Origin of the sequence: Hyphomicrobium sp. CS1GBMeth3 (genome assembly GCF_900117455.1) — a bacterium.
In the GTDB taxonomy this organism is placed as follows: Bacteria; Pseudomonadota; Alphaproteobacteria; order Rhizobiales; family Hyphomicrobiaceae; genus Hyphomicrobium_C.
On sequence record NZ_FPHO01000003.1, the window covers coordinates 101,928 to 127,015 of the forward strand.

The following is a 25,088-nucleotide window of genomic DNA, read 5'->3' on the forward strand; positions in this document are numbered from 1 at the left end:
GCCCCGGCGCACGTCGGGCAGCCGTCGCAACAGAATGAGCGATGCCGGACCGCCCAACGATCTACTTCATCCGCCACGGCGAGACCGACTGGAACCGCGAGCTCCGCTACCAGGGCCAGCGCGATATTCCGCTGAACGACACCGGCCGCGCCCAAGCCCGCCGCAATGGCGAGACCCTGCGCCAGTTTCTGCCCGTGATCGCCGAGACTGAGTTCATCGCGAGTCCACTCGGCCGCGCGCGCGAGACCATGGAGATCATCCGCGCCGAGCTGGGGCTGCCACCTTCGGACTATGCGATCGAGCCACGGCTCGTTGAGCTGTGTTATGGCGCCTGGGAAGGAACACTCCAGGCCGACATCAAGCGCGACACCCCGGAAGCCTTTGCGGCGCGCAGCCGCGATCCGTTCCGCTGGCGCCCGGATAAAGGCGAGAGCTACGCCGACCTCTTCGTGCGGGTGTCCGCCTGGGCTGGAACGCGCCAGCGCGACAGCGTTATCGTCTCACACGGCGGCGTCTCGCGCTGCTTGCGCGCCTACGTGCTCGGCCTCGATCCCGCGGTGATCCCCGAGCTGGAAAGTCCCCAGGACCGCGTCCTGATCCTCGGCGACGGCGCCATGCGCTGGCTTTGAGCGCGCCGGAAAACAAAAAGAGAGTCGGAGCAGCGGCTGCTCCGACTCTCCCAATGCAAACGACAAAGGTGCGAGCGTCTCGACGACGGTTGCTCAGACCGCGAGGAGATGTCCGCGAAAACAAAAAACACGGTACTTATCGACCGTTGCGCGCCGCCTCTGGGATACTCCCGGAGACAAATCCCGACTGCCGTATGCAGCCGACTTTCGGGGACGCCCAAACGCAGGCCGATAGCCTGATTACCTGCGTCGCCGCCGGTTGCAAAATGAATCCGACCGCCTGGGCACTACTTGTACATGCCCTCGCGCAGATTGATCCCGTGCTCGAGATAGCCCTTGAGTGAGCACAGCATCTGCGTCCATCCATGGCAGTTGCCGTAGGAGGCCCGCAGCGCCTTCTGCGTCTCCCGCCAGCCCTCCTCGGCAATAGTGACCAGCGTCCGCCCGTCGTCGAGCGCGTCGAATTCCATGGTCACGATCGTGCTGTAGCCCGCGGATTGGGCTCCGGTATCGCCGTCGGACGGATCGCCCTCGTGCGCGGCCCATGTGAGCACGATGCGCCGGTTCGGCTCGACCTCCGCGACCTCAACGGGGAACTCGCCCGCGAAGTCATGAAAACTCCACCACACCGTGGCGCCCGGCTCGAGCCGCCCCTTGGCGCCGCCCGTCGTGAAGTAGCGCGACAGCTGGGTCGGATTCACGATTGCCTCAAACACCTCCGAGACCGGCTTTGCGATGCGCCCGCTGACTTTGAACTTGAGATCCATGAGCATTACTCCCTTGCTGGCAACCTCATAATGTTATAAAAATATAACATGTCAACAGGCGACAAAATAGAACGGGTTTTCAAAGCCCTAGCGGCGGAGATTCGCCGCACCATGCTCGATGCCTTGAAGGATCGGCCGCAGACCACGGGAGCGTTGTGCGCGCACTTTCCAGCCCTCGACCGCTGCACGGTGATGCAGCATCTCAAGGTGCTCGAGGAGGCAGAGCTGGTCATCGTGCAGCGCAAAGGCCGAGAGCGCTGGAACCACCTCAACCCGCTGCCGATCAAGCACATCCACGACCGCTGGATCGGCCCCTATGCGGCGAACGCGGTGGCGCTGCTCGATCGATTGAAGACTGATCTCGAGGGCCCGGAACGAAGGCCTCTCCCCTGAGCAATGGCCCAAGTCCGTCCCGCCGCCCTTGCTGAGGAGCCCGGCGCCACTTAAGAGAGGCAGCACACACACACGAACGCACCGGCATGAGTTGCCGATGCCATCGGCCAGCACCTCCGAACAGCGGCGTCCATGTCACACAACACCTTCGGCCACCTGTTCCGTATGACGACCTGGGGCGAGAGCCACGGGCCTGCCATCGGCTGCGTCGTCGACGGCTGCCCGCCAGGCATTCCGCTGACCGCCGAAGAGATCCAGGTGCATCTGGACCGCCGCAAGCCGGGCCAGTCGCGGTTCACGACCCAGCGCCGCGAAGCCGATGCGGTGGAGATCCTGTCAGGGGTCTTTCCCGACGCCGAAGGCCATCAGGTGACCACCGGCACGCCGATCTCGCTCCTGATCCGCAACACCGATCAGCGCAGCAAGGACTACGGCGAGATCAAGGATGCGTTCCGCCCGGGCCATGCCGACTACACCTATTGGGCCAAGTACGGCATCCGCGATTATCGCGGCGGCGGACGCTCCTCGGCGCGCGAGACGGCAATGCGCGTCGCAGCTGGCGCCATCGCGCGCAAGGTGCTGGGCTCCGGCGTCACGATCCGAGGCGCGCTGGTGCAGATCGGCGAGATCAAAATCGACCGCTCCCGCTGGGATTGGGAGACGGTCTCCTCCAACCCGTTCTTCGCACCGGATGCCGGCATCGTGCCGGAGTGGACGTCCTATCTCGACAACATCCGCAAGAGCGGCTCGTCCGTCGGCGCCATCGTCGAGGTCGTGGCCGAAGGCGTACCCCCGGGTTTCGGTGCGCCGCTCTACGCCAAGCTCGATCAGGATCTCGCCTCGGCGATGATGAGCATCAACGCCGTCAAAGGCGTCGAGATCGGCGCCGGCATGGCCGCAGCGGAGCTGACGGGTGAAGCCAACGCCGACGAGATGCGCATCGGCCCGGACGGCAAGCCGCGCTTCCTCTCGAACAACGCCGGCGGCATCCTGGGCGGCATCTCGACGGGCCAGCCGATCGTCTGCCGCTTCGCCGTGAAGCCGACCTCCTCGATCCTGACGCCGCGCCAGACCATTGACGCCGCGGGCAACGAGACGGAGATCGTGACCAAGGGCCGCCACGACCCGTGCGTCGGCATCCGCGCCGTGCCGGTGGGCGAAGCCATGATGGCGCTGGTGCTAGCTGACCACCTGCTGCGCCACCGCGCGCAACGCGGGTGATCTGCCGCGGCGGGATGGATCGGGCGACGCTAGCTCTTGCGTTCGCCCGCGATGATGTCCCAGGCCGCGTTGATCTGCTTGAGCCTCAGTTCGCGCATCGCCCGATCCTCGGGATCGGTCGCATGATCCGGATGCCAGCTCAGCCGCAGGCCATCGATGATCTTCTTGATCGCGGTCTCGTTCACATCCGGCGCGATGCCCATGCCGAGCACGCTGAGCGCTTCCTCGCGCGTGCGGGGCATCCCGTCTCCGAGCAGCGCCGGCGGACCGGATGACAACGTCGGCGGCGTCGCGAGGTCGCGGCCACGCGGATCGGCCACCAGCGTTAAGGCACCCTTGCTGTCGGCACTTGGCGTCGCAGCCTTGCCGAGCGTGACCGACGAAAGATCGCGCGCAAGTGCAGGCACAGGCGTCGCACGCCCGCGACGCAGGACGATCACGAGCGTCAGCAGCGTCAGCAGCGCGAGACAGCCCACCATAATGGCGGTGGCATTAATCTTGAGCGGAACACCGCCGACCACAGCGACAGGCAAAAGCGGATCGGTGTTACCGTGCTCCGCCATCGCAACGCGGTTCGGGTCGCTCGCACCGCTACCGGCCACTTGGCTTTGCTCTGTGATCGTCGAAGGCTCGGCCTGCGTCTCTGGCCGATCGGGCAGCGCGCCGGTCTCACTCACCGGCGGCTTTTGCTGAGGCGGCGCCTCCGGCGCATTGGCACCGTTGATGATCGTCGGAATGATCGGACCACCGCTCGCTTCCGGTTTTTCGGCGGCGGCGATCTCCTTCCTCGCAGGCTCTGGCGGAGGAGGTTCCGGCGCCTTCGACGGAACGGGCTCTTTGGGCGGTGCGATGTTCGCCGGAGCGGGCGGAGCCTTCGAGCTTGGCGGCTCCTTCGGCGCAACCTTCTTCTTCACCGGCTCGGGAATCGGCTCCGCGGCTTGCGCACTGCGCGGCGCCTCTTCGACGGGCTCGGGCTCAAAATCTCGGCGCGATGGAGCAGGCTCCGCATCCGCCATGGCGCCCGGCGGCGGTGCCCGGTCTTTGACGAAAATGCCGTCGATGCCGAGCATCGGCGCGAAGCCCGTCGGCATCGCAACCGTCACGCGCGGGGTGCGCGCCAGGCGCTCCTCGCAGAAGCGGCCGAGCCTGCCGAACTCCCAACCGTCGTAATCTCCGCGACGCGAGCACGGCGCATCCGGTGGCAAGCTCCAGCGCGCTGGCATCTCGAGTTCGAAGCGGCCACCCTGGACATAGGCACGCCCGTCACGGACGGCCGCAGCGGCAACCTCGACCCAGGGAACGCGCACGCCGCCGCAATCCATATCGAACCGATGCACTGTCCAGCGGCGGCACAGGTCCGGGTTCTCGGGCGAGCAGGCACGAAACTCGCGCTGTTCGCGTCGGCCGATTACGGGATGTCCTTGATCGTCCGAACGCATCAGCGTGGGCTGGCCACGGATCACCTTGCAGGAATACGGCATGACGAGCAGCTCGTCGGCGCGCGCTCCGAAGGAAACGAGGAGCGCGGCCACGAGGATCGATAGAAACGAGGCTTTGCCGCAATATTTAAACGCGAGCATAAGCAAATCATCCCAAGCTGCGGAGTTGCCTCAATTACCCCCCAGACCTGGGCACATTTGCGGCATCGCCGAAAACAATATGTGACGAATCGTAACGACTTAGTGGGAAACGTCCCGAAAGTCGCAGCCCAACCCGGCGCCACAATGGGGTCAGCGGCCGGGCGCACGAACGGCAAACCGATGTCGGGAGGCCATGAGCAACGAGGAAATGCGACTTCGACCCCATGACTGTTCGAACGCTCAGCCCTAGCTGTGCTCGATCAGGAAGTTCTCAGCCGATCCCGTGACAGCGCTCGACAGCGTCTCCGCCTCGTCCTTGAGCTGCACGCCGGAATGACCGCGCCTGCGCGCTTCGTTCATGAGGTAGAGAAGCTTGTGCGCCGCGACCTCGTAGCTCATGCCCTCGCGGCGCACGTTCGAGATGCAGTTGCGTGCTTCATCGGTAAGGCCCACGCGCGGTTTCAGCGTCATATAGATGCCCATGCTGTCCGGGGAACTGAGGCCGGGACGCTCACCGATCAGCACCACGACCATGCCCGCGCCCAAGAGCTCGCCCACCTCGTCGCCAACTGCAACGCGCGCCTCGCGCACTATGATGAGTGGCGCAACCCGCCATTTCTGCTCCACGAGCGGAGGCAGCATGACGTCGAGGAATGCCGCCGCGTTCTCCTCTATGGCGAAAGAGGAAAGCCCGTCGCCGATCACGAACACGACGTCGTATCCCTCGGCCGGCCGCTCCATGGCGATGAGCGCATCGCGCGAAGCGTCATCCAGCCGCCGCCCCTTGTCGGGGCGCTGCAAATACGTAGGTCGGTTGCCGGCCGCGCTGTGCAGAACGCGCAAGTCGTGCCCTCGCGCAACAAGCGTTCCCTCGAGCCGCGCGACATCGAGCTCGTGATGGACGGCGTTGCGCGCCCGCGCATGGGCAAGCTGAAACTCGAGATGCGGCTTGGTGGGCAGGCTGGTGCCGGCTCGACCGAGCGCGATCCGGGCAGGCGTGTATTGGCGAAGCTTGTCCCAAGGGTTGTTTACGACGATGGGCTTGCTGTCGTCCGACATGACGGCGATCACCTCAGTGCAAATGTGACAGCGCGCGCTGGAAAGGTTTCGGCAACGTATCGGCGAGCTTCAGCGCCTCGCTCTTTTCGAAGATGCCGACATTGAGCAACCACTCCTCGAACTCGGGCGACGGCTTGAGGCCGAGCACCTTGCGTGCATAGAGCGCGTCATGGAACGAGGTTGTCTGGTAGTTCAGCATGATGTCATCCGATCCCGGAATGCCCATGATGAACGTAATCCCCGCGACACCGAGCAGCGTAAGCAGCGTGTCCATGTCGTTCTGATCGGCTTCGGCGTGGTTGGTATAGCAGATATCGCAACCCATCGGCACGCCGAGCAGCTTGCCGCAAAAATGATCTTCAAGCCCGGCCCGAATGATCTGCCGGCCATCATAGAGATACTCCGGCCCGATGAAGCCCACGACCGTGTTGACCAACAGCGGCCTGAACTTCCGCGCGACGGCGTAGGCCCGCGCTTCCAGCGTCTGCTGGTCCACACCATGATGCGCGTTCGCCGACAACGCACTCCCCTGCCCCGTCTCAAAATACATCGCGTTATTGCCCACCGTGCCGCGCCCAAGACTTTGCGCGGCGTCATAGCCTTCCTTCAGCGTAGCAAGATTGATGCCGAAACTGCTGTTGGCGGCTTCGGTGCCTGCGATGGACTGGAACACGAGATCGAGCGGCGCGCCGCGGTTGACCGCTTCGATGCTGGTCGTCACATGCGTCAACACGCACGACTGCGTTGGAATGTTGTAGCGCTGGATGATCTCGTGCAGCATTTCAATCAGCGTCGTCACGGCGGCGATGCTGTCGGTCGCCGGGTTGATGCCGATCACCGCGTCGCCGTTGCCGTACATCAACCCGTCGACGATGCTGGCCGCGATGCCGGTCGGGTCGTCTGTCGGATGGTTGGGCTGAAGGCGCGTCGAGAGACGCCCCTTCAGCCCGATCGTGTTGCGGAATTTGGTCACAACCCGGCATTTCTGGGCGACCAAAACCAGATCTTGTACGCGGCAGATCTTCGAGACGGCCGCCACTATCTCAGGCGTGAGACCCGGCGCCAGCGCCGCCAGCGAACGCTCGGTCGCCGCATCCGACAGCAGCCAGTCGCGGAACGCGCCAACCGTCAGATGCGAAATCGGCGCAAACGCCTTGGCATCGTGATCGTCGATGATGAGGCGCGTCACCTCATCGGTCTCGTAGGGAACGACGTGCTCGGCGAGGAACACCTTAAGTGGCACATCGGCGAGCGCCATCTGAGCCGCCGCCCGCTCCTCGTCGTCCTGCGCCGCAATTCCTGCGAGATAATCGCCAGAGCGCGCCGGAGTGGCTTTCGCCATCAGCACCTTGAGGCTCTCGAAGACGAAGCGGTGGCCGCCGACAACTTGCGTATAGCTCATGATGTTCACTCGCCGATGGTTGTTACTCTTGCCTTCAATACGGCGCCTCTTCGCCCGGTGCCGCCGCCACCAGATGGTGCCGGCTGTAGATGGCGAAATAGCCGACGAAGATCGCGTAGACGACCGCCGCACCGATCACGACCCGCGGATCCACGAGGAAGCCCGCCACAACGGCCGCGCAGGCGAGCACGAGCGCAACCCCCGACGTGAGGATACCCCCCGGCGTCCTGTAGGGACGCGCGAGATCCGGCTCACGAATGCGCAACGCGATGTGCGACGCCATCATCATGACATAGGATATCGTAGCTCCGAATACAGCAATGAGGATCAGCAGATCGCCCTGACCGGAAAGTGAAAGTAGGAAGCCGATGATTCCGGGCACGATCAGCGCCACGTAAGGCGTCTTACGGCTGCCGGTAAGCGACAGCGCGCGTGGCAGATAGCCGGCCCGCGACATCGAGAAGATCAGCCTCGAATACCCGTAGATGATCGAGAAGAAGCTCGCGATCAGGCCCGCGAGACCGACGAAGTTCACGAACCGGCTGATCCACGTCGGCCCGCCGTAGACCTTCGAAGATTCGAGCGCGGCGACCAGCGGATTTCCCGAATCCTTGAGCGCGTCGGCTCCCGCCCCGCCCGGACCGAACGTCAGAATCAGCGCGCAGAAAGCCAGCAGCACGAACATGCCGCCAATCAGCCCGCGTGGCAGATCCCGCTTGGGATCGGACGTTTCCTCGGCCGCAAGCGGCACACCCTCGATGGCGAGGAAGAACCAGATTGCATAGGGAATGGCCGCCCAGATGCCGATATACCCGAACGGCAGGAACGGACTGGCGCCGGCTGCATCCGTTGCCGGAATGTCGAACAGGTTGTTCACATCAAAATGGGGGATCATCGCTAGCACGAACACGATCAGTGCGACGACGGCTAGCGCAGTGATGGCGAAGATGAGCCGTAACGCTTCGCCGGCGCCGTAAAGGTGTATACCGAGAAACACCGCGTAGAATCCCAGATAGACGGTCCACCCATCGATGCCGAACAGCGAGTTGCAGTAGGCTCCGATGAAGACCGCGATCGCCGCAGGCGCAATGGCATATTCCATCAGGATGGCAACACCGCAGAGAAAGCCGCCCCACGGACCGAAGGCGCGCCGCGCGAAGCCAGAGCCGCCACCGGCCGTCGGGGCGATCGTCGCCAGCTCTGCAAGCGCGAAGCACATGCAGGTGTACATGGTCGCCATGAGTAGCGAGGCGACGAACAGTCCGCCCCATCCGCCCTGAGCGAGGCCGAAGTTCCAGCCAGCGAAGTCACCTGAGATAACGTACGCCACGCCGAGGCCCACGAGCAGGAGCCAGCCCGCCGCCCCGCGCTTGAGCTGCCTGTTCTCGAAATACTCTCGTCCGACCTTTTCGTATTCGACACCGGCATGTCCTGCTTCAACTCCGGGCTGTCCTGCGGATTCCATGGCGATCCCCTTGAAATAATTGTCGTTTTATTTTTTTCTGGAGGGCAGCATCCATCGTCCGGTCCAGGCGGTTTCAAACACGCCAGCACGGAAGCAATTGGCTATTTTTCGCTGTTCGCCGGTCCCTGCCGGGCAGGAGCTACAGTTCCAGTACCTAAGAACGCTAATCCTGCGCTATTATGTCGTCTATCCAATTTCGGCACGCGCACCGGCTGTCCGACTTTAGAACAAGAAACGGAGACAGCACGGGGGATTGCGGCAGCTGAGGCGAACGTCGGATGGGGATGCTGACCGATCACAACGGCTTGCACGCAGGCCCGCCGTGCGGCGAGGCGAGGCCCATTTGCGCCGCCAGCACGCACGACATCGACGAGCAGGCCGCGCTGCTGCGCGGCTGGAACCAGACGTACGATCAGATCTCGGCCGGCCCCTTCGAAGGCGCGCTGCTCGAAACGCAGCTCGCCAGCGTGCACCTCTTTCGCGAGGTCACCAGCAACGCCTTGCATCAGACCGGCGCGCTGCCCACGGGAACTATTGCCGTCGGCGTACCGCTCGCATTGCGCGGCAACGCGACCTTCTGCGGCCGCGCCTGCAACGGCGCGCAATTGCACGTTTTCTCCGGCAACGACGCCTTCGAATTTCTCTCGCCGTGCGGCCTCGATATCGCGGGCTTCGTTCTGGCCGAGAGCGACCTGTGCTCTGCGCTGACTGCGGATGAGGTGGAAACACTCATTCCAACGCTTGCGTCCCCTCACCTCAGGGCAGCGGATCACGGCGCAGCGTTTCGCTTACGCCGCATATTTACCGACGTTTGCGAGGTCCTGATGCAATCTCCGGATGTCATGCACGATCCCGCCCGCTTTTCATCTATGTCGCGCGACGTAATCGCTGCCCTCGCGACAGCCTTGGACCATGCTCAGGATCCCGGCTCCGATGGGATGTCTCCTGCCAGACGGGCCTCCATCGTGCGCCAGGCACGCGATCTCGTAACCCAGTCCCCGGATGCCTATACGCGCGTCGAAGAATTATGTCGGACGCTCGGCGTCAGCCGTCGCGCGCTTCAATATTCGTTTCAGGAAACGCTAGGCCTCAAGCCGTCGACCTACTTGCGGGCCGTGCGCATGAACGGCGCCCGTCGCGCCATGAAGGAGGCGAGCTCGGTCGCCGAGGCGGCAACGCTGTGGGGCTTCTGGCACTTCGGCCGCTTCGCGCGGGATTACAAGGCGATGTTCGGGGAGCTGCCCTCGGAAGCATTCCGGCGCGTCCACGGCATCTCCACGGCGCAATAGTTCGCCGAGCGTTTACCGAGACGACGGCCTAGTCCACCCGGAGAATTGCCGAGCACGAGACGCACGCGGTAGGCTCTTGCGCACCTTCCGAGCCCGGCTCACGCAACCGGGTTAGCCGACAATCATCTCCCTGCTCGAGAGCTCGCCATGACCACCCTTGGGACGTCGCTTTCCTATGTCACAGGCTCGACGAGCGGGCCATGGAGCACCTATCTCTCCCAGGTCGATCGCGTCATTCCGCACCTCGGCGGTCTCGCCAGATGGGCTGATACCCTGAAGCACCCTAAGCGAACACTGATCGTCGACATCCCGATCGAGATGGACGACGGTACGGTGAGACACTTCGAAGGCTTCCGGGTTCAGCACAATCTCTCGCGCGGCCCCGGTAAGGGCGGCGTCCGCTACCATCCCGCCGTTTCGCTGGAGGAGGTGATGGCACTTGCCGCCTGGATGACGGTCAAGACCGCGGCGGTCAACCTGCCCTTCGGCGGCGCCAAGGGGGGCATTCGCGTCGATCCCGCAACATTGTCCCCGAACGAGCTTGAGAAGCTGACCCGGCGCTACACAAGCGAGATCGGGGTCGTCATCGGACCGCAGAACGACATCCCGGCGCCCGACGTCAATACCAACGCCCAGATCATGGCCTGGATGATGGACACGTACTCCCAGAACCTTGGCTTCACCGCCACCGGCGTCGTGACGGGAAAACCCATCCACCTCGGCGGCTCGCTCGGACGCGTCACCGCAACGGGCCGCGGCGTGTTCGTGACCGGGCGGGAGGCGGCCGGGCGCCTCGGCCTGGATCTGGCGGGCGCGCGTGTCGCAGTGCAGGGCTTCGGCAACGTCGGCGCGACGGCGGCGGAGTTGTTTGCAAGCGTGGGGGCAAAGATCGTCGCCGTCCAGGACGAGAGAACGACGCTGTTCGACGATAACGGCATCAACGTCACGCCCGCCGGACGAGAACCTGATCTCAAAGCGCGTCGCGTTGATCATTTGCGAGGCGAAGCGATATCGCGCGAAGCCTTCTGGGACGTCGCGTGCGACATCCTCGTGCCGGCCGCGCTCGAAGGGCAGCTCACGGCGGAGCGCGCGCGCCGGGTTACGGCGAAGCTGGTTCTCGAGGGCGCAAACGGCCCGACACTTCCCGAGGCCGATGACGTGCTTGCCGAACGCGGCATCCTGGTCGTGCCCGACGTGATCTGCAACGCCGGCGGCGTCACCGTCAGCTACTTCGAGTGGGTGCAGGATTTCTCGAGCTTCTTCTGGACCGAGGACGAAATAAATGCCCGCCTCGACCGGATCCTCGTCGAGGCCTTGCGCAGAATATGGGACCTTGCCGAGAGCAAGCGCATTTCGCTGCGCACGGCAACTTTCCTGCAGGCCTGCGAACGAATCCTGATGGCCCGGCAGGAGCGCGGGCTCTACCCCTGAACCAAAGCACCCTCGGAGCCTGCCTGCGCGAGACGCAAGCGACCGAGCCGCCCTCAGGCGAACTAGGGCGCCTAGTTTGCCATCTGCCGCGAGGCCTTCCAGGCGGCCAGGTCTATGACCTGTGCGCTGTGATGACTCGGAAGGGAAAGCATCAGCACCTTGCGGCGCATCCTTTCCCGATAGCTCTCCACCAGGTACCAGACAGGCGCCCCATACACGAGGAAGCCGTCGCCGTCCTTGGACATGGCTGAACTCCGTGCAGCTTGCCCATCGATCACAACGCTTCAGGTGAGTCGCCGCAAGTGCCTTCGGGCCACAATGCGAACTGCAACCCGCCGCACCGGCCGGAGGCCTCGTCAGGCCCGCGACCGATCGCGGCGGAACAACCTCAGGCCTTCAGCAGCTCGGGCTTGATCGGCTGCTTGTAAAGGCGAACGCCCGTCGCGGCATAAACGGCGTTGAGCACCGCAGGCGCCAGCGCGCACGTGCCGGGCTCGCCGATGCCGCCGGGATCGGCGCTGCTCTTCACGACCTCCACCTCGATCTTGGGAATCTCGTCGAGACGCATGACGCGATAGGTATCGAAATTCGACTGCTCGACGCGCCCGTTCTTGAGCGTGATCTCGCCCCACAGAACGGCCGTCACCCCGAAGATGATGCCGCTTTGCATCTGCGCCACGATGATGTCCGGGTTGACCGCGATCCCCGTGTCCACGACGCACACGACGCGATCGACGTGCACCTCCCCGTCTTCGGCCACGGTCACCTCGGCCACCTGCGCGATATAGCTCGCCATCGCTTTCATGACCGATACGCCGCGCCCCTTGCGAGCCGGAAGCGGCTTATCCCAGCCCGAGATCTCTGCGGCACGCTCCAGCACATGGAGCGCGCGGGGAGATTTTCCGAGATGCGCCCGGCGGAACGCCACCGGATCCTGCTTGGCCGCCGCCGCCAGCTCGTCGACAAAGCACTCGACGACGTAGCCGTTGCGCGTCGGCCCGACGCCACGCCAGAACGCCGTCGGAATGCCTGGCGGCTCTTCCCGCACGTAGTCAACTTTGAAGTTCGGGATATCGTATTCGAGGTCGATCGCACCATCGACGATATCGAAGTCGATGCCGTCCTTGAACGCCGGCGGAGCAAACCGCGCCACGATCGACGGCCCCACGATGCGATGGTTCCAGGCGGCGATCTTGCCATTCGCGTCGAGGCCAGCGCTGATCCGGTCGTAATAATAGGGCCGGTACATGTCGTGCTGGATATCCTCCTCGCGGCTCCAGATGACCTTGACCGGATCCTTAGACTGCTTGGCGATCAAAGCCGCCTGCAGGATGAAATCGAACTCGAGCCGCCGCCCGAACCCGCCGCCGAGCAGGTGATTGTGAATACGCACCTTCTCCGCGTCGAGACCGAGCGCCTTGGCGACAACGGTCTGCGCAATGGTGGGAATTTGCGTGCCCACCCAGATGTCGCATCCGCCGGGTGTCACATGAACGGTGCAGTTCATGGGCTCCATCGTGGCGTGCGCGAGAAACGGGTTCTCGTACGTGCTGTCGACCTTCGTTACGGCGCCACCCAGAGCGCCCACCGCATCGCCGACCGATTGCGCCACGACGCCGTCGCGCTCCGCCGCTTTGGCCAATGCGGCGACGATGTCCTCGGTCGACATCGTGGCCAGCGCGCCGTCGTCGAATTGCGGCGCAGCCGCCTCGAGGCCCATCCGCGCGGCCCAGTAGTGATCAGCGATGACCGCTACGGCATCGTCCAGCTTGGCCACCTGACGTACGCCGGGCACGGCTAGCGCCGCCGCCTCATCCACCGAGGCGAGCTTGCCGCCAAACACCGGCGAGGCCGCCACCGCAGCAACCTTCATGCCGGGGACCTTGGCGTCGATCCCGAACATCGCGGTGCCGTCGACCTTCCCGGGCGAATCCGTGCGCCGGGCAGAGGTGCCGATGACGCGGAACTTGCTCGGGTCCTTGAGCGCGACGTTGGTCGGCACAGGCAGCTTGGCCGCATCGTCGACCAGCGTCCCGTAGCCGACGCGCCGACCGCTGGCCGCGTGCACCACCTCGCCGGCTTCTGTTGTGAGCGCCTGCGCTTCGACGCCAAGCTGCGCAGCGGCAGCCGCAACCAGCATCTGCCGTGCGGCAGCCCCCGCTTCGCGCATAGGCTTGTAAAAGCCGCGCACCGCGGTCGACCCGCCGGTGATCTGCGCATTGAAGTTGCTCGGGTTGCCGTAGAGCTTGTCGCTTGCCGGCGCATGATCGACGCGGATCTGGCTCATGGCGACGTCCAGCTCTTCCGCAACCAGCATCGGCAGCGCCGTATAGGTTCCTTGCCCCATCTCGATCGACGGCGAGACGACCGTCACTACGCCGGACCTGTCGATGCGGATGAAGGCGTTGGGCGCGAAGGGGCCGGACGCGTCATCCGTGTCCGCCGCATGGCTTTCCGGCACCCAACCGATGATCAATCCGCCGCCAACGGCCGCGCTGACCTGAAGAAAGCTGCGACGCGAGAGGCTAGACACATAATTACGAAGCGCAGTCATATCACTCTCCCGAAGCGCCGACGGACTTGGCAGCGTCTTTGATGGCCTCACGAATGCGCACATAGGTGCCACACCGACAGATGTTGCCCGACATGGCTTGGTCGATATCGCTATCGCTAGGCGCCGGGTTCCCCATCAACAGCGCCGTCGCCGACATGATCTGACCCGACTGGCAATAGCCGCACTGGGGTACGTCGAGCTTCAACCACGCCGTCTGGATCGCCTTGCCCTCGGCGCTCTTCCCCACCTGCTCGATCGTCATGACGTCCGACTCGGCGATCGCCCCGACGGGCGTCACGCACGAGCGCTGCGCATTGCCATCGACGTGCACCGTGCACGCACCGCATTGAGCGATGCCGCACCCGAATTTCGTACCGGTCATGCCGAGGAAATCGCGGAGCACCCAAAGCAAAGGCGTATCCTCCGGCGCATCCACCGAGATCTTTGCACCATTCAAGGAAAAACTAATCATAGCGACCCTCGATCGGTCAGAATTTCAGAAAAAACGCGTAGATGGCATCCTATGCATGACTGCCGCACAAGGACATGAAGCGCACCTATTCAGATTGCAGACGATTTTCAAGCGGTAGCCGCCCGGCCTTTTTTACACCCGCCGCCGGATTGGAAAAAATTCGTCCGGGCTCATGGCGAATCAAGTGTTAGCTCGGTTCATCCAACCGCGTGAGGCAAGATGCCGAGACTTCTCTGACGGCTCAGTCGGTGGCGGACCGCAGTGTCAGGTCTTGCTCGGGAGCGAGGCAAGATCCGTTTCCGAAAGGGCGCTATGAAAAATGGGTCGGGCCGGGCATGAACTCACCCCGGCCTGACACTGAATTTTCACACAGGAACGGAAGCGGCCGTCAGGCCGTAGCCGCGCGTCCGGCCTTGAGCGTGATCGACCACCAGACGAGATCGTCGAGCATCGGCTTCGCGGCCTCGGCCAGATGCGGATAATCGGCCATCGTCCTGCCCTCACGCAGCATGCCGATCATCTCAACCATCCCGATATGGACGGCGTGCTTCAGCGTCGCAACATGCAGCTCGGCCAGGATGTGCCGTAGGTGCTCGACTGCACGCGAGCCGCCAACACCTCCGTAGCCGACGAAGGTCGCGGGCTTCCTGTGCGTCTCTGCGTAAAGGTGATCGAGGGCGTTCTTGAGTGCGCCGGTCACGCTGTGATTGTACTCGGCAGTCACGAAGATGTAGCCATCGAAGCTCGCGATTGTGGCTGCCCACCGCTTCGCGACGGGATTCTCCACCGGCGCGTAGACGAGCGGCAGCTTCTCCTCGAACAGAGGCAGGGGATAGTCGCGCAGGTCAACGACTTCGAATTCGGAGTCCGTTCGCTGGCGCGCGATATCGTGGATCCACTGCGTCGGCGTATCACCAAAGCGGCCCGGCCGCGTGGTGCTCATGATGATGCCAATTCTGGGCTTGAAAGACATGGATGCTCCGCTGGCTGTTTCGCTCGCGGGCAGATAGGGGGTGCTGTCTCAAGGCCGCAAGACGGCACCTTTTGCGTCCTAACTTACCTTTCGATAACCATGGGCTCCGCTTCAGCCGGCATCGCGGCGTCGAAGCGCCGACGGGACTGCACAATTCCCTTTTCGTTATCGAGAACCCAGGCTGCGATCGGCTGAAGAATTTGCATAAGGGAGCGACCCCGGTCCGACAGCTCGTACTCGACGTGCGGCGGCACCGCAGGAAAGACCGTGCGGACGATGAGCCCGTCGCGCTCGAGATGGCGAAGCGTCACCGTCGGCATGCGCTGCGAGATGCCGGGCACGGCGCGGTGCAGCTCCTTGAAACGCATGCGGCTGTCGCCCAACGCCCCGAGCAGCAGCCCGGTCCACTTGTCGCCAACTCTGCCGAGGATCTCCCGAACAGGCCCGCAGTCCCGCACCGAGTGCTCGTGCTCCATAGGTGCCTCCATCTGGCGCGTGCAATTCCCACCGCCAAACGCAGCGGCTGACCGATCGTTAAACTGCTATAGTGCAGCTTCGTAACAGGCGGCGAAATTTCGTCCAGTGGCCCTCTGATCACACCTCGCCTTCGAGAGTGCAAACGATTGGCATGATGCGCCTTCGACAGGCACGGCCCAGCTCAACTGACATTCGCGACGCACGCCGCAGCTCACACACAAGTCACTGATTTAAAACAGCAATATATCGAGCGCCGAAACCGGCACGCATATTGCTGCGTCATTCTGACATTTGAGGTTCCCGCGGCCCAAAACGCCTGAGAAATCCTTGTGTTGGATCGTCGCAAATCCCTACGATTACAGGCCATTTGGAAATCGTTTTCGCCGAGTTCGCCAACCGGAAAATGCAGGCGCCGTTTCGGAGCCCTGCGCGACCGGATCGGGCGCGCGCGGCTTCGGAGAGCGCATGAATAGCCGGGCCTCCATACACGCCAGTCGGCTGACTGCCCTGTGTCGCTCGGCCATGCGGCCCGGGAGCCGGCGTCCGCCCCTGCCTGCATCTGAAACTTCGAACTGTGCTCTTTCCTTGGAGGGTTGTTAATGGTTCCACAGTCTGCGGCGAGATTCGCAAAGTATGCTTTGGCATCCCTGGCTTTCATGTCAGGCGCGGCAACGGCGTCGAACGCCGACGAGACGATCAAGGTCGGCGTGCTGCACTCTCTCTCGGGCACCATGGCCATCAGCGAGACGACGCTGAAAGACGTCATGCTGATGCTCGTTGAGGAGCAGAACAAGAAGGGCGGCCTCCTGGGCAAGAAGCTCGAGGCCGTCGTTGTCGACCCGGCGTCGAATTGGCCGCTGTTTGCCGAGAAGGCGCGCGAGCTCATCGCACAGAATAAAGTGGCCGCCGTATTCGGATGCTGGACATCGGTGTCCCGCAAATCCGTGCTGCCGGTCTTCAAGGAGCTCAACTCGATCCTGTTTTATCCCGTGCAGTACGAGGGTGAGGAGAGCGAGCGCAACGTCTTCTACACCGGCGCCGCCCCGAACCAGCAGGCAATCCCGGCCGTCGACTATCTGATGAGCGAGGACGGCGGCTCCGTCAAACGCTGGGTGCTGGCCGGCACCGACTACGTCTATCCGCGCACCACCAACAAGATCCTCGAGGCCTACCTGATCGCAAAGGGCGTGGCGAAAGAGGATATCATGATCAACTACACGCCGTTCGGTCACTCCGATTGGCAGACGATCGTATCCGACATCAAGAAGTTCGGGTCCGCCGGCAAGAAGACGGCCGTCGTCTCGACCATCAACGGCGACGCCAACGTGCCTTTCTACAAGGAGCTCGCGAACCAGGGCGTCTCTGCGACCGACATCCCCGTCGTCGCCTTCTCCGTCGGCGAGGAAGAACTCGCGGGCGTCGACACGGCGAACCTCGTCGGCCATCTCGCGGCATGGAACTATTTCATGTCGGTCGACACGACGGAGAACAAGGAGTTCATCACCAAGTGGCAGGAGTTCACCAAGAACCCGAAGCGCGTGACCAACGATCCTATGGAAGCGCACGTCATCGGCTTCAACATGTGGGTCAAGGCTGTCGAGAAGGCCGGCACCACAGAGCCGGATAAGGTGATCGACGCGATCGTCGGCGTCGAGACACCGAACCTCACCGGCGGCACCTCGAAGATGCTCGCCAACCATCACATCACCAAGCCCGTCATGATCGGCGAGATCCGTGCCGACGGCCAGTTCGACGTCGTCTGGCAGACAGAAGGGCTCGTCCCTGGTGACGCTTGGTCGGACTTCCTCGATGGCTCGAAGGATCTCGAGTCCGACTGGGTCGAGCTGAAGTGTGGCCAATACGACAAGTCGAAAAAAGCTTGCGTGACGCAGTAACTGAACAACGCTCCGCCAGGCGCGCTGATTGGCGCGCCTGGCGGAGATCGCCCAAAGAAGGCGGCGCGGATGCGGGATCTCTGCCTTTCGCTGATTTGTCTTTGTCTCGTTTCGTCCGGACTCGCTCTACCGGCGCGTGCTCAAGCGCCCTCGCCTCTGGATGCCGCCCTGCAGCGGCTGATGGCGGATAAGTTTCCCGAGACCGAGAAGGCAATCGCCGAGATCGCGGCGTCCGGCGAGCCGATCGCCTTCAAAATCCTGGAAGCCGCATCCCAACGCCGTCTCTTTCTCAGCCCGGCCGAGCAGAAAGTCTTCTTCAAGGACGCAAAGGGCGCGAGCTTCGAGGCCGCGACCGGAACGACCGCACCAACGCCCCCTGCCGATCTCAAGACTGTCCGGCTGAACAACAAGCTCCGCGGATTGGTTGACGCCGCGATGGGCGCCCTCTCGCTGTTATCCGACGACCCGAGAAAACGCCGCGAAGCAGCCGCCAGCGTCTTCAAAACGAGCGACATAAAGAACCTGCCGACCGTCGAAGCCGCTTTGGCGAAGGAGCAGGTTCCCGAAATCAAGGCGGCCTTGGCTGAGGCAAGAGCCGCGATCATCGTCAAATCCGCCGCCGGCCGGGCGGATGCCGAGGTCATCGATGCCATCGACGTTCTCGCGGCACGCGGCGACCAGGAGTCGCTGGCATTGATCCAATCCGTGCCGGCAACCGCATCGGAGCCGGTTCGCGCCGCCGCTGACACCGCGACCGCATCGACCAGCACGCGGCTGGCGATGTGGGGCACGGCCCAAAATCTCTGGTACGGGCTTTCCCTGGGCTCCGTGCTTCTGCTGGCCGCCATCGGCCTCGCAATCACGTTCGGCGTCATGGGCGTGATCAACATGGCGCATGGCGAGATGGTGATGATCGGCGCCTACACGACGTTCGTCGTGCAGGAGATCATCCGCTCGTCCGCACCAGGTCTGTTCGACTACTCGCTCGTCTTTGCCGTCCCGCTGGCCTTTCTTGTTGCAGGCGCCATTGGCGTCGCCATCGAGCGCGGCGTCATCCGCTTCCTTTACGGACGTCCGCTAGACACACTGCTCGCGACCTGGGGCATCAGCCTCATTCTCCAGCAGACGGTGCGCACCATCTTCGGCCCAACCAACCGCGAGGTCGGCGCCCCGGCCTTCATGTCAGGCGCCTTCGAGATCGGCCAGCTCTCGATCACATGGAACCGCCTCTGGATCATCGTCTTCGCCGGAGTAATCTTCGTTGGCCTGCTTTTGGCACTGCGCTACACCAGCATGGGCCTGCAGATGCGGGCCGTGACGCAAAACCGGCGTATGGCAGGGTCGATGGGCATTCGAACAGGCCGCGTCGACGCACTGACCTTCGGTCTCGGCTCCGGCATCGCCGGCCTCGCCGGTGTCGCGCTGTCGCAGATCGACAACGTCTCGCCGAACCTCGGCCAGAGCTACATCATCGATAGCTTCATCGTAGTGATCTTCGGCGGCGTTGGCAATCTATGGGGAACGCTGATCGGCGCCATGTCGCTCGGCATCGCCAACAAGTTCCTCGAGCCGTACGCCGGTGCCGTGCTCGGCAAGATCCTGCTGCTCGTCCTCATCATCCTCTTCATTCAGAAGCGGCCGCGCGGTCTCTTCGCGCTCAAGGGGAGAGCAGTCGAGCAATGATCTCCCGAGCAATATTCCAGAGCGATATCGGCGGCGTGATCTTCCTGGCTGTGCTGGCGGCCCTGGCAATCATCGTGCCCGTGCTGCATCTCGCCGTGCCACCGGACTCTCCTTTCCACGTCTCCACGTCGACCGTCGTCGTTTTCGGCAAATACCTCTGTTTCGCCCTCCTCGCCCTCTCGTTGGATCTGATCTGGGGCTATTGCGGCATCCTTTCGCTCGGTCACGGCGCCTTCTTCGCACTCGGCGGCTATGCCATGGGCATGTATCTGAAGCTGCAGACGAGCGGTGGCGCGCCTCCGGACTTCATGGTCTTCCTGAACTGGAAGGAGCTGCCCTGGTACTGGTGGGGCTTCGAGCATTTTCCGTTCGCCCTGCTGATGGTGATGGTCGTGCCGGGCGTCCTGGCATCTATTTTCGGCTACTTCGCCTTCCGCTCCCGCGTCACGGGCGTCTACCTGTCGATCATCACCCAACTGCTGACGTACGCGCTCTGGCTCTCGTTCTTCCGCAACGACATGGGCTTCGGCGGCAACAACGGCCTGACCGACTTCAGCACCATTGCCGGCCTCTCTGTGCAGGCGCCGGGAACACGCGCCGCGCTGTTCTCGATATCGGCCATCGCGCTGATGGTCGGCTATCTCGTCGCCAAGGCCGTCGTCGAATCCAAGCTCGGTAAGGTCCTGGTCGCCATTCGCGACGCCGAGAGCCGCACGCGCTTCATCGGCTACCGCGTCGAAGCCTATAAGACGTTCGTCTTCACGCTCGCAGCCGTGATGGCCGGCATCGCAGGAGCCCTCTACGTGCCGCAGGTCGGCATCATCAACCCCGGCGAGTTCCATCCCGCCAACTCGATCGAGATGGTGATCTGGGTCGCCGCCGGTGGACGCGGGACGCTAACCGGCGCCGCGCTCGGCGCCGTGATCATCAACTACCTGAAGACGATCTTCACCACGGGCTTCCTGGCACCCTACTGGCTGTTCATGCTGGGCGGACTGTTCATCCTCGTCACCGTCTTCATGCCGAAAGGCATCGTCGGAACGCTGGCGTCCTTCGATTGGCGCGGGCTGCTTGGCAAGCGGAACGCACCGGAGCCGGTGCCGTCCGATCCCAGCGCAAAGCCTGCTGAGTAGAGGAGGCGACTGTGGAACCGGCGAGCGACGAGATCACCCAATCGCTGCTTTATCTGAGCGGCGTCAGCGTCAGCTTCGATGGCTTCCGCGCCATCAACAATCTGTCGCTCACCATCGAGCCCGGCGAGATGCGCGCCATCATCGGCCCCAACGGCGCCGGCAAAACGACGATGATGGACATCATCACCGGCAAGACCAAGCCAAATGTCGGGGACGTCCTTTATGACAAGGGCAAAGTCGACCTCACGCAGCTCGACGAGACGGCGATCGCCAACCTCGGCATCGGACGCAAATTCCAGAAGCCGACCGTGTTCGAGCAGCACACCGTCGAGGACAATCTTCTGCTGTCGCTGAAAAGTGACCGCAGCGTCCTGCCGAATCTGTTCTGGCACACGATGCCGGAGCACCGCCGGCGCATCGACGAGATCCTGGGCATCACCAAGCTGGAGCCGCACCGCGCGCGCATTGCCGGAGCCCTCTCACACGGACAGAAGCAATGGCTCGAGATCGGCATGCTTCTCGGACAGGACCCGAAGCTCCTGCTCGTCGACGAGCCCGTCGCCGGCATGACCGACGCCGAAACCGAACAGACGGCCGATCTGCTGCGCGACATCGCCAAGGATCATTCGGTCGTCGTGGTCGAGCACGACATGGACTTCGTACGCGCGCTGAATGTCAAAGTGACGGTTCTTCACGAGGGATCGGTGCTGGCCGAAGGCCCGCTCGACCAGGTCACCTCGAACGAGCGCGTCATCGAAGTCTATCTCGGGCGTTGAGCGACGGAGCCGAACCATGCTGAACGTCGAGGACATCGAACTCTCCTACGGAGCCGCGAAGGCGCTCCGCAAGGTCAGCCTTACCGCCAAGCCGGGCGAGGTGACGTGTGTCCTCGGACGCAACGGCGTCGGCAAGACGTCCCTCCTGCGCGCCATCGTCGGCCAGCATCCGATCCAATCCGGCAAGATCATGTGGGAAGGACAGAACATCTCGAGCCTGCCCACCTACGAGCGCTGCCGGCGCGGCATCGCCATCGTACCGCAGGGACGCGAGATTTTCCCGCTCCTGACCGTGCGCGAGAACCTGGAGACGGGCTTCGCCCCGCTGGCCAGCAAGGATCGCAGGATCTCGGATGAAATCTTCGAGCTGTTTCCCGTTCTGAAATCCATGCTTCACAGGCGCGGTGGCGATCTTTCCGGAGGCCAGCAGCAGCAGCTCGCCATCGGCCGCGCACTGGTGACGAGGCCGCGACTTCTCGTTCTCGACGAGCCGACCGAAGGTATCCAACCCTCGGTCATCAAAGATATTGGCCGCGCCATCGCGTATCTTCGCAACAAGGGCGAGATGGCCATCGTGCTGGTCGAGCAGTATTTCGACTTTGCCTGCGAGTTGGCCGATCGCTTTGCGGTGATGGAGCGGGGCGCGATTGTGATGTCCGGCGGCAAGGCAGAGATCATGTCACCAGAGGTGCGCCAGCGCGTTTCGGTCTGAGATGACGATCCCCGGACATATCCCCTCGTACGTGCGCGCCCGCAGCGAAGTTCGGGCGCACTTTGCGCGCATCGGCGCCGCAACGCGTATCGCCGATTGCTACGAGACCGGCGGCCTGCGCCTGAAGTTGCCCCAGTCGGATGGCGTCTGTGATGGTGTTCTGATCAACACGGCGGGCGGCATGACCGGCGGCGACAGCGCGCGGATCGAAGCCACAGCCGCCCCGCACACGCGCCTGAGACTGACAACCCAATCCGCCGAGAAGGTCTACCGGGCGGAAAGGGCGCCCGCCGAGGTCCAGGTCTCCCTTCGCGTCGGCGAGCGGTCCAGGCTCGCCTGGATGCCCCAGGAAACGATCCTGTTCGATGGATCGCGCCTCAGGCGCACGCTCGAGGTCGAGACGACCGAGTGCGCGAGCCTTCTCCTGTTCGAAATGACGGTCTTTGGGCGCGTAGCGCGTGCCGAGCGCATGGCAAGCGGCGCGTTTCGAGACAGATGGCGCGTGCGGCGCGCCGGCCGGCTGATCTTTGCCGACGACGTGCGCCTCGACGACGAGATCGCCTCCACATTGGACGAAGCAGCGACAGGAGCCGGCGCCCGCGCCATCGCGACGCTGTTGCTCGTTGCGCCGGATGCGGAGAAACAATTGGCCTTTGCGCGTGAGCTTTGCGCCAGAGCGCGCGCCCATTGTGGCGCCAGCGCGTGGAATGACATGCTGATCATCCGCTTCACAGCTTCGGATCCGCAACACATTCGGCTCGACGCATCAACGCTCATACCGCGTCTGATGCGTACAAAGCTGCCGCGGGTTTGGGCGTGCTAGCGAAAACGGGGAGACGCGATGAATCTGACACCACGAGAGAAAGATAAGCTCCTCATCGCAATGGCGGCGGTCGTCGCACGACGCCGCCTCGAGCGCGGGGTGAAGCTCAACTATCCGGAATCGATCGCCCTGATCACGGATGCGGTCGTTGAAGGCGCGCGCGACGGAAAAAGCGTCGCCGAGCTGATGCAGCTCGGCGCCCATGTCGTATCCGCCGACCAAGTGATGGATGGCATCGCGGAAATGATTCACGACGTGCAGGTCGAGGCGACCTTCCCGGACGGAACGAAGCTGGTCACGGTCCACGATCCGATCCGTGGCAGGAAGAAGACGCCGGGCGTCGTGCCCGGAGAGTACGTGACGGCCGACGGCGAGATCACCCTCAACGAGGGCAGCGAGCCGATCACCCTGAGTGTCGCCAACACCGGCGACCGGCCGATCCAGGTCGGCAGCCATTACCACTTTTTCGAAACCAACCCGGCCCTTGTGTTCGATCGCGAGAAGGCCCGCGGCACGCGGCTCAACATCGCGGCCGGCACGGCAGTCCGCTTCGAGCCGGGACAGACGCGTGAGGTTTCGCTTGTGCCGTTCGGCGGCAAGCGTGAGGTGTACGGGTTCCGCCAGGAAGTGATGGGTAAGCTCTGATGGTCAGCCTCTCTCGCAGCGCTTACGCCGACATGTTCGGCCCGACGACCGGCGACAAGGTCCGCCTTGCCGATACCGGCCTCTTCGTCGAGGTCGAGAAGGATTTCACCATCTACGGTGACGAGGTGAAGTTCGGCGGCGGCAAGGTGATCCGCGACGGCATGGGCCAGTCCCAGGTCGCGCGCTCCGAAGGCGCAGCCGACACCGTCATCACGAACGCGCTGATCATCGACCACTGGGGCATCGTCAAAGCCGATGTCGGCATCACGGGCAGCCTGATCTCTGGCATCGGCAAGGCCGGCAACCCCGACGTGCAGCCCGGCGTCACCATCGTCATCGGTCCCGGAACCGAGGTCATCGCCGGCGAAGGCAAGATCCTGACAGCCGGCGGCTTCGACACCCACATCCACTTCATCTGCCCGCAGCAGATCGAGGAGGCATTGATGTCCGGGATCACCTCGATGCTGGGCGGTGGCACCGGCCCGGCGACGGGCACCAACGCCACAACGTGTACGCCCGGCCCTTGGCACATCGGGCGCATGATCCAGGCGGCTGACGCTTTCCCGATGAACCTCGGATTTGCCGGCAAGGGGAATGCCTCACAACCCACAGGCCTCGTCGAGCAGATCGAAGCCGGCGCCTGCGCCCTGAAACTGCACGAGGACTGGGGCACGACGCCCGCCGCCATCGATTGCTGCCTCGGCGTCGCTGACGCGCACGACATCCAGGTCATGATCCATTCGGATACCCTGAACGAAAGCGGCTTCGTCGAGGACACCATCGCCGCATTCAAGGGCCGGACCATCCACGCCTTCCACACCGAAGGCGCCGGCGGCGGCCACGCGCCGGACATCATGAAGGTGGCGGGCCTCAAGAACGTGCTGCCGTCATCGACCAACCCCACGCGCCCGTTCACGAGCAACACGCTCGACGAGCATCTCGACATGCTGATGGTCTGTCACCACCTCGACAGCTCCATCCCCGAGGATCTGGCCTTCGCCGAAAGCCGCATCCGCAAGGAGACCATCGCCGCAGAGGACATCCTGCACGATCTCGGCGCGCTCTCGATGATGTCATCCGACAGCCAGGCCATGGGCCGTATCGGCGAGGTGATCCTGCGCACATGGCAAACGGCCGACAAGATGAAAAAGCAGCGTGGTTCGCTACCCGGCGAAACGGGCAACGACAACGTGCGCGCCAAGCGCTACATCGCCAAGTACACGATCAATCCGGCCATTGCCCACGGTGTCTCGCGCCATATCGGGTCGATCGAGGCGGGAAAGCTTGCCGATCTCGTGCTCTGGTCGCCGGCGTTCTTCGGCGTGAAGCCCGATCTCGTACTCAAAGGCGGATCGATCGCCGCGGCGGCGATGGGCGATCCCAATGCCTCAATCCCGACACCGCAGCCGGTCCACTATCGCCCAATGTTCGCAGCCTATGGCAAATCCCTGACCGCGAGCGCGTTGACATTCGTCTCCAAGGCGGCCATCGATCGCGGCATCGCCGACACGCTGCGCGTCGAGAAGCAACTCGTCGCCGTGGAGAACGTACGCGGCGGCATCTCTAAGGAAAGCATGATCCACAACGGCGCCACGCCGCACATCGAGATCGACGCCGAAACCTACCGCGTGACGGCCGATGGCGAGCTTCTGGTTTGCGAGCCCGCGACCGAGCTGCCGATGGCACAACGCTACTTCCTTTTCTGAGAG

General features: G+C 63.6%; 23 protein-coding genes. 13 read left to right on the plus strand and 10 right to left on the minus strand.

All coding sequences use genetic code 11. The annotated features are described in order from the left end of the window. Positions 1 to 41: 41 nt before the first annotated feature. The gene (locus CS1GBM3_RS07815; protein WP_072394115.1) at positions 42 to 629 is read left to right on the plus strand and encodes a histidine phosphatase family protein; all 588 of its coding nucleotides are present in this window, start codon (positions 42 to 44) and stop codon (positions 627 to 629) included. A gap of 287 nt (positions 630 to 916) precedes the next feature. Here the strand turns inward: CS1GBM3_RS07815 and CS1GBM3_RS07820 are convergent, their stop codons facing one another. Next, positions 917 to 1,396 carry an SRPBCC family protein gene (locus CS1GBM3_RS07820; RefSeq protein ID WP_072397318.1) on the minus strand — a complete coding sequence of 160 codons (480 nt, stop codon included), beginning with the start codon at positions 1,394 to 1,396 and terminating at the stop codon, positions 917 to 919. A gap of 48 nt (positions 1,397 to 1,444) precedes the next feature. Here CS1GBM3_RS07820 and CS1GBM3_RS07825 point away from each other — a divergent pair, with 48 nt between their 5' ends. Further along, entirely contained in the window at positions 1,445 to 1,789 is a 345-nt protein-coding gene (locus CS1GBM3_RS07825) for an ArsR/SmtB family transcription factor (RefSeq protein WP_072394118.1), read from the plus strand. Between the two features lie 132 nt (positions 1,790 to 1,921). Then, positions 1,922 to 3,010, plus strand: coding sequence for a chorismate synthase (aroC, locus tag CS1GBM3_RS07830; RefSeq protein ID WP_072394121.1), 1,089 nt, complete (start codon positions 1,922 to 1,924; stop codon positions 3,008 to 3,010). 29 nt (positions 3,011 to 3,039) lie between these two features. Here aroC and CS1GBM3_RS07835 read toward each other — a convergent pair whose 3' ends face one another. The 4 genes from CS1GBM3_RS07835 to eat form a co-directional block, all read right to left on the minus strand. Continuing rightward, positions 3,040 to 4,590: a J domain-containing protein gene (locus CS1GBM3_RS07835; RefSeq protein WP_072394124.1), complete on the minus strand. Its 1,551-nt coding sequence runs from the start codon at positions 4,588 to 4,590 to the stop codon at positions 3,040 to 3,042. A 246-nt stretch (positions 4,591 to 4,836) separates the two neighbouring features. Next, a complete protein-coding gene (eutC, locus tag CS1GBM3_RS07840) occupies positions 4,837 to 5,649 on the minus strand; it encodes an ethanolamine ammonia-lyase subunit EutC (RefSeq protein WP_072397319.1) in 813 nt (270 codons plus the stop codon). Between the two features lie 13 nt (positions 5,650 to 5,662). After that, positions 5,663 to 7,051, minus strand: coding sequence for an ethanolamine ammonia-lyase subunit EutB (locus tag CS1GBM3_RS07845; RefSeq protein WP_072397320.1), 1,389 nt, complete (start codon positions 7,049 to 7,051; stop codon positions 5,663 to 5,665). 34 nt (positions 7,052 to 7,085) lie between these two features. Further along, positions 7,086 to 8,516 carry an ethanolamine permease gene (eat, locus tag CS1GBM3_RS07850; protein ID WP_072394126.1) on the minus strand — a complete coding sequence of 477 codons (1,431 nt, stop codon included), beginning with the start codon at positions 8,514 to 8,516 and terminating at the stop codon, positions 7,086 to 7,088. A 278-nt stretch (positions 8,517 to 8,794) separates the two neighbouring features. Between eat and CS1GBM3_RS07855 the strand changes: the two genes are divergently transcribed. Further along, positions 8,795 to 9,805, plus strand: a complete 1,011-nt coding sequence (locus tag CS1GBM3_RS07855; protein ID WP_072394129.1) for a helix-turn-helix domain-containing protein — start codon at positions 8,795 to 8,797, stop codon at positions 9,803 to 9,805. A gap of 147 nt (positions 9,806 to 9,952) precedes the next feature. Further along, positions 9,953 to 11,236 carry a Glu/Leu/Phe/Val family dehydrogenase gene (locus CS1GBM3_RS07860; RefSeq protein ID WP_072394132.1) on the plus strand — a complete coding sequence of 428 codons (1,284 nt, stop codon included), beginning with the start codon at positions 9,953 to 9,955 and terminating at the stop codon, positions 11,234 to 11,236. A gap of 71 nt (positions 11,237 to 11,307) precedes the next feature. Here CS1GBM3_RS07860 and CS1GBM3_RS19770 read toward each other — a convergent pair whose 3' ends face one another. From CS1GBM3_RS19770 to CS1GBM3_RS07880, 5 genes are all read right to left on the minus strand, one after another. Then, the gene (locus CS1GBM3_RS19770) at positions 11,308 to 11,481 is read right to left on the minus strand and encodes a hypothetical protein (protein ID WP_171946460.1); all 174 of its coding nucleotides are present in this window, start codon (positions 11,479 to 11,481) and stop codon (positions 11,308 to 11,310) included. Positions 11,482 to 11,624: 143 nt separating this feature from the next. After that, a complete protein-coding gene (locus CS1GBM3_RS07865) occupies positions 11,625 to 13,790 on the minus strand; it encodes a xanthine dehydrogenase family protein molybdopterin-binding subunit (RefSeq protein ID WP_072394135.1) in 2,166 nt (721 codons plus the stop codon). Position 13,791: 1 nt separating this feature from the next. Then, positions 13,792 to 14,262, minus strand: a complete 471-nt coding sequence (locus CS1GBM3_RS07870) for a (2Fe-2S)-binding protein (RefSeq protein WP_072394138.1) — start codon at positions 14,260 to 14,262, stop codon at positions 13,792 to 13,794. Between the two features lie 388 nt (positions 14,263 to 14,650). Then, positions 14,651 to 15,235, minus strand: a complete 585-nt coding sequence (locus tag CS1GBM3_RS07875; RefSeq protein WP_072394141.1) for an NADPH-dependent FMN reductase — start codon at positions 15,233 to 15,235, stop codon at positions 14,651 to 14,653. 83 nt (positions 15,236 to 15,318) lie between these two features. Further along, positions 15,319 to 15,711: a winged helix-turn-helix transcriptional regulator gene (locus tag CS1GBM3_RS07880; RefSeq protein WP_083567329.1), complete on the minus strand. Its 393-nt coding sequence runs from the start codon at positions 15,709 to 15,711 to the stop codon at positions 15,319 to 15,321. A gap of 657 nt (positions 15,712 to 16,368) precedes the next feature. Here CS1GBM3_RS07880 and urtA point away from each other — a divergent pair. From urtA to ureC, 8 genes are all read left to right on the plus strand, one after another. Continuing rightward, positions 16,369 to 17,607, plus strand: a complete 1,239-nt coding sequence (gene urtA / locus CS1GBM3_RS07885) for an urea ABC transporter substrate-binding protein (protein WP_244534591.1) — start codon at positions 16,369 to 16,371, stop codon at positions 17,605 to 17,607. Positions 17,608 to 17,787: 180 nt separating this feature from the next. Continuing rightward, a complete protein-coding gene (urtB, locus tag CS1GBM3_RS19935; protein WP_244534592.1) occupies positions 17,788 to 19,290 on the plus strand; it encodes an urea ABC transporter permease subunit UrtB in 1,503 nt (500 codons plus the stop codon). Then, positions 19,287 to 20,423, plus strand: coding sequence for an urea ABC transporter permease subunit UrtC (urtC, locus tag CS1GBM3_RS07895; RefSeq protein ID WP_072394154.1), 1,137 nt, complete (start codon positions 19,287 to 19,289; stop codon positions 20,421 to 20,423). The genes urtB and urtC overlap by 4 nt, the downstream gene beginning before the upstream one ends. An 11-nt stretch (positions 20,424 to 20,434) precedes the next feature. Continuing rightward, positions 20,435 to 21,199: an urea ABC transporter ATP-binding protein UrtD gene (gene urtD, locus CS1GBM3_RS07900; RefSeq protein ID WP_072394156.1), complete on the plus strand. Its 765-nt coding sequence runs from the start codon at positions 20,435 to 20,437 to the stop codon at positions 21,197 to 21,199. Between the two features lie 16 nt (positions 21,200 to 21,215). Continuing rightward, positions 21,216 to 21,911, plus strand: a complete 696-nt coding sequence (gene urtE, locus CS1GBM3_RS07905; protein ID WP_072394158.1) for an urea ABC transporter ATP-binding subunit UrtE — start codon at positions 21,216 to 21,218, stop codon at positions 21,909 to 21,911. Position 21,912: 1 nt separating this feature from the next. Beyond that, positions 21,913 to 22,734 carry an urease accessory protein UreD gene (locus tag CS1GBM3_RS07910; RefSeq protein ID WP_072394161.1) on the plus strand — a complete coding sequence of 274 codons (822 nt, stop codon included), beginning with the start codon at positions 21,913 to 21,915 and terminating at the stop codon, positions 22,732 to 22,734. Positions 22,735 to 22,752: 18 nt separating this feature from the next. Next, positions 22,753 to 23,379, plus strand: coding sequence for an urease subunit gamma (locus CS1GBM3_RS07915; RefSeq protein WP_072394164.1), 627 nt, complete (start codon positions 22,753 to 22,755; stop codon positions 23,377 to 23,379). Next, the gene (ureC, locus tag CS1GBM3_RS07920) at positions 23,379 to 25,085 is read left to right on the plus strand and encodes an urease subunit alpha (RefSeq protein ID WP_072394167.1); all 1,707 of its coding nucleotides are present in this window, start codon (positions 23,379 to 23,381) and stop codon (positions 25,083 to 25,085) included. Before CS1GBM3_RS07915 ends, ureC begins: the two co-directional genes overlap by 1 nt. Positions 25,086 to 25,088 lie beyond the last annotated feature (3 nt).

Coding starts and splice junctions, on each gene's coding strand:
- CS1GBM3_RS19770 (WP_171946460.1), bottom strand. CDS start 11,481: ATGTCCAAGGACGGCGACGGCTTCCTCGTGTATGGGGCGCCTGTCTGG.
- aroC (WP_072394121.1), top strand. CDS start 1,922: ATGTCACACAACACCTTCGGCCACCTGTTCCGTATGACGACCTGGGGC.
- urtE (WP_072394158.1), top strand. CDS start 21,216: ATGCTGAACGTCGAGGACATCGAACTCTCCTACGGAGCCGCGAAGGCG.
- CS1GBM3_RS07815 (WP_072394115.1), top strand. CDS start 42: ATGCCGGACCGCCCAACGATCTACTTCATCCGCCACGGCGAGACCGAC.
- CS1GBM3_RS07855 (WP_072394129.1), top strand. CDS start 8,795: ATGGGGATGCTGACCGATCACAACGGCTTGCACGCAGGCCCGCCGTGC.
- CS1GBM3_RS07845 (WP_072397320.1), bottom strand. CDS start 7,051: ATGAGCTATACGCAAGTTGTCGGCGGCCACCGCTTCGTCTTCGAGAGC.
- CS1GBM3_RS07915 (WP_072394164.1), top strand. CDS start 22,753: ATGAATCTGACACCACGAGAGAAAGATAAGCTCCTCATCGCAATGGCG.
- CS1GBM3_RS07835 (WP_072394124.1), bottom strand. CDS start 4,590: ATGCTCGCGTTTAAATATTGCGGCAAAGCCTCGTTTCTATCGATCCTC.
- CS1GBM3_RS07910 (WP_072394161.1), top strand. CDS start 21,913: ATGACGATCCCCGGACATATCCCCTCGTACGTGCGCGCCCGCAGCGAA.
- CS1GBM3_RS07820 (WP_072397318.1), bottom strand. CDS start 1,396: ATGGATCTCAAGTTCAAAGTCAGCGGGCGCATCGCAAAGCCGGTCTCG.
- urtC (WP_072394154.1), top strand. CDS start 19,287: ATGATCTCCCGAGCAATATTCCAGAGCGATATCGGCGGCGTGATCTTC.
- eat (WP_072394126.1), bottom strand. CDS start 8,516: ATGGAATCCGCAGGACAGCCCGGAGTTGAAGCAGGACATGCCGGTGTC.
- CS1GBM3_RS07870 (WP_072394138.1), bottom strand. CDS start 14,262: ATGATTAGTTTTTCCTTGAATGGTGCAAAGATCTCGGTGGATGCGCCG.
- CS1GBM3_RS07860 (WP_072394132.1), top strand. CDS start 9,953: ATGACCACCCTTGGGACGTCGCTTTCCTATGTCACAGGCTCGACGAGC.
- CS1GBM3_RS07865 (WP_072394135.1), bottom strand. CDS start 13,790: ATGACTGCGCTTCGTAATTATGTGTCTAGCCTCTCGCGTCGCAGCTTT.
- eutC (WP_072397319.1), bottom strand. CDS start 5,649: ATGTCGGACGACAGCAAGCCCATCGTCGTAAACAACCCTTGGGACAAG.
- ureC (WP_072394167.1), top strand. CDS start 23,379: ATGGTCAGCCTCTCTCGCAGCGCTTACGCCGACATGTTCGGCCCGACG.
- urtA (WP_244534591.1), top strand. CDS start 16,369: ATGTCAGGCGCGGCAACGGCGTCGAACGCCGACGAGACGATCAAGGTC.
- urtB (WP_244534592.1), top strand. CDS start 17,788: ATGGCGGATAAGTTTCCCGAGACCGAGAAGGCAATCGCCGAGATCGCG.
- CS1GBM3_RS07875 (WP_072394141.1), bottom strand. CDS start 15,235: ATGTCTTTCAAGCCCAGAATTGGCATCATCATGAGCACCACGCGGCCG.
- CS1GBM3_RS07825 (WP_072394118.1), top strand. CDS start 1,445: ATGTCAACAGGCGACAAAATAGAACGGGTTTTCAAAGCCCTAGCGGCG.
- CS1GBM3_RS07880 (WP_083567329.1), bottom strand. CDS start 15,711: ATGGAGCACGAGCACTCGGTGCGGGACTGCGGGCCTGTTCGGGAGATC.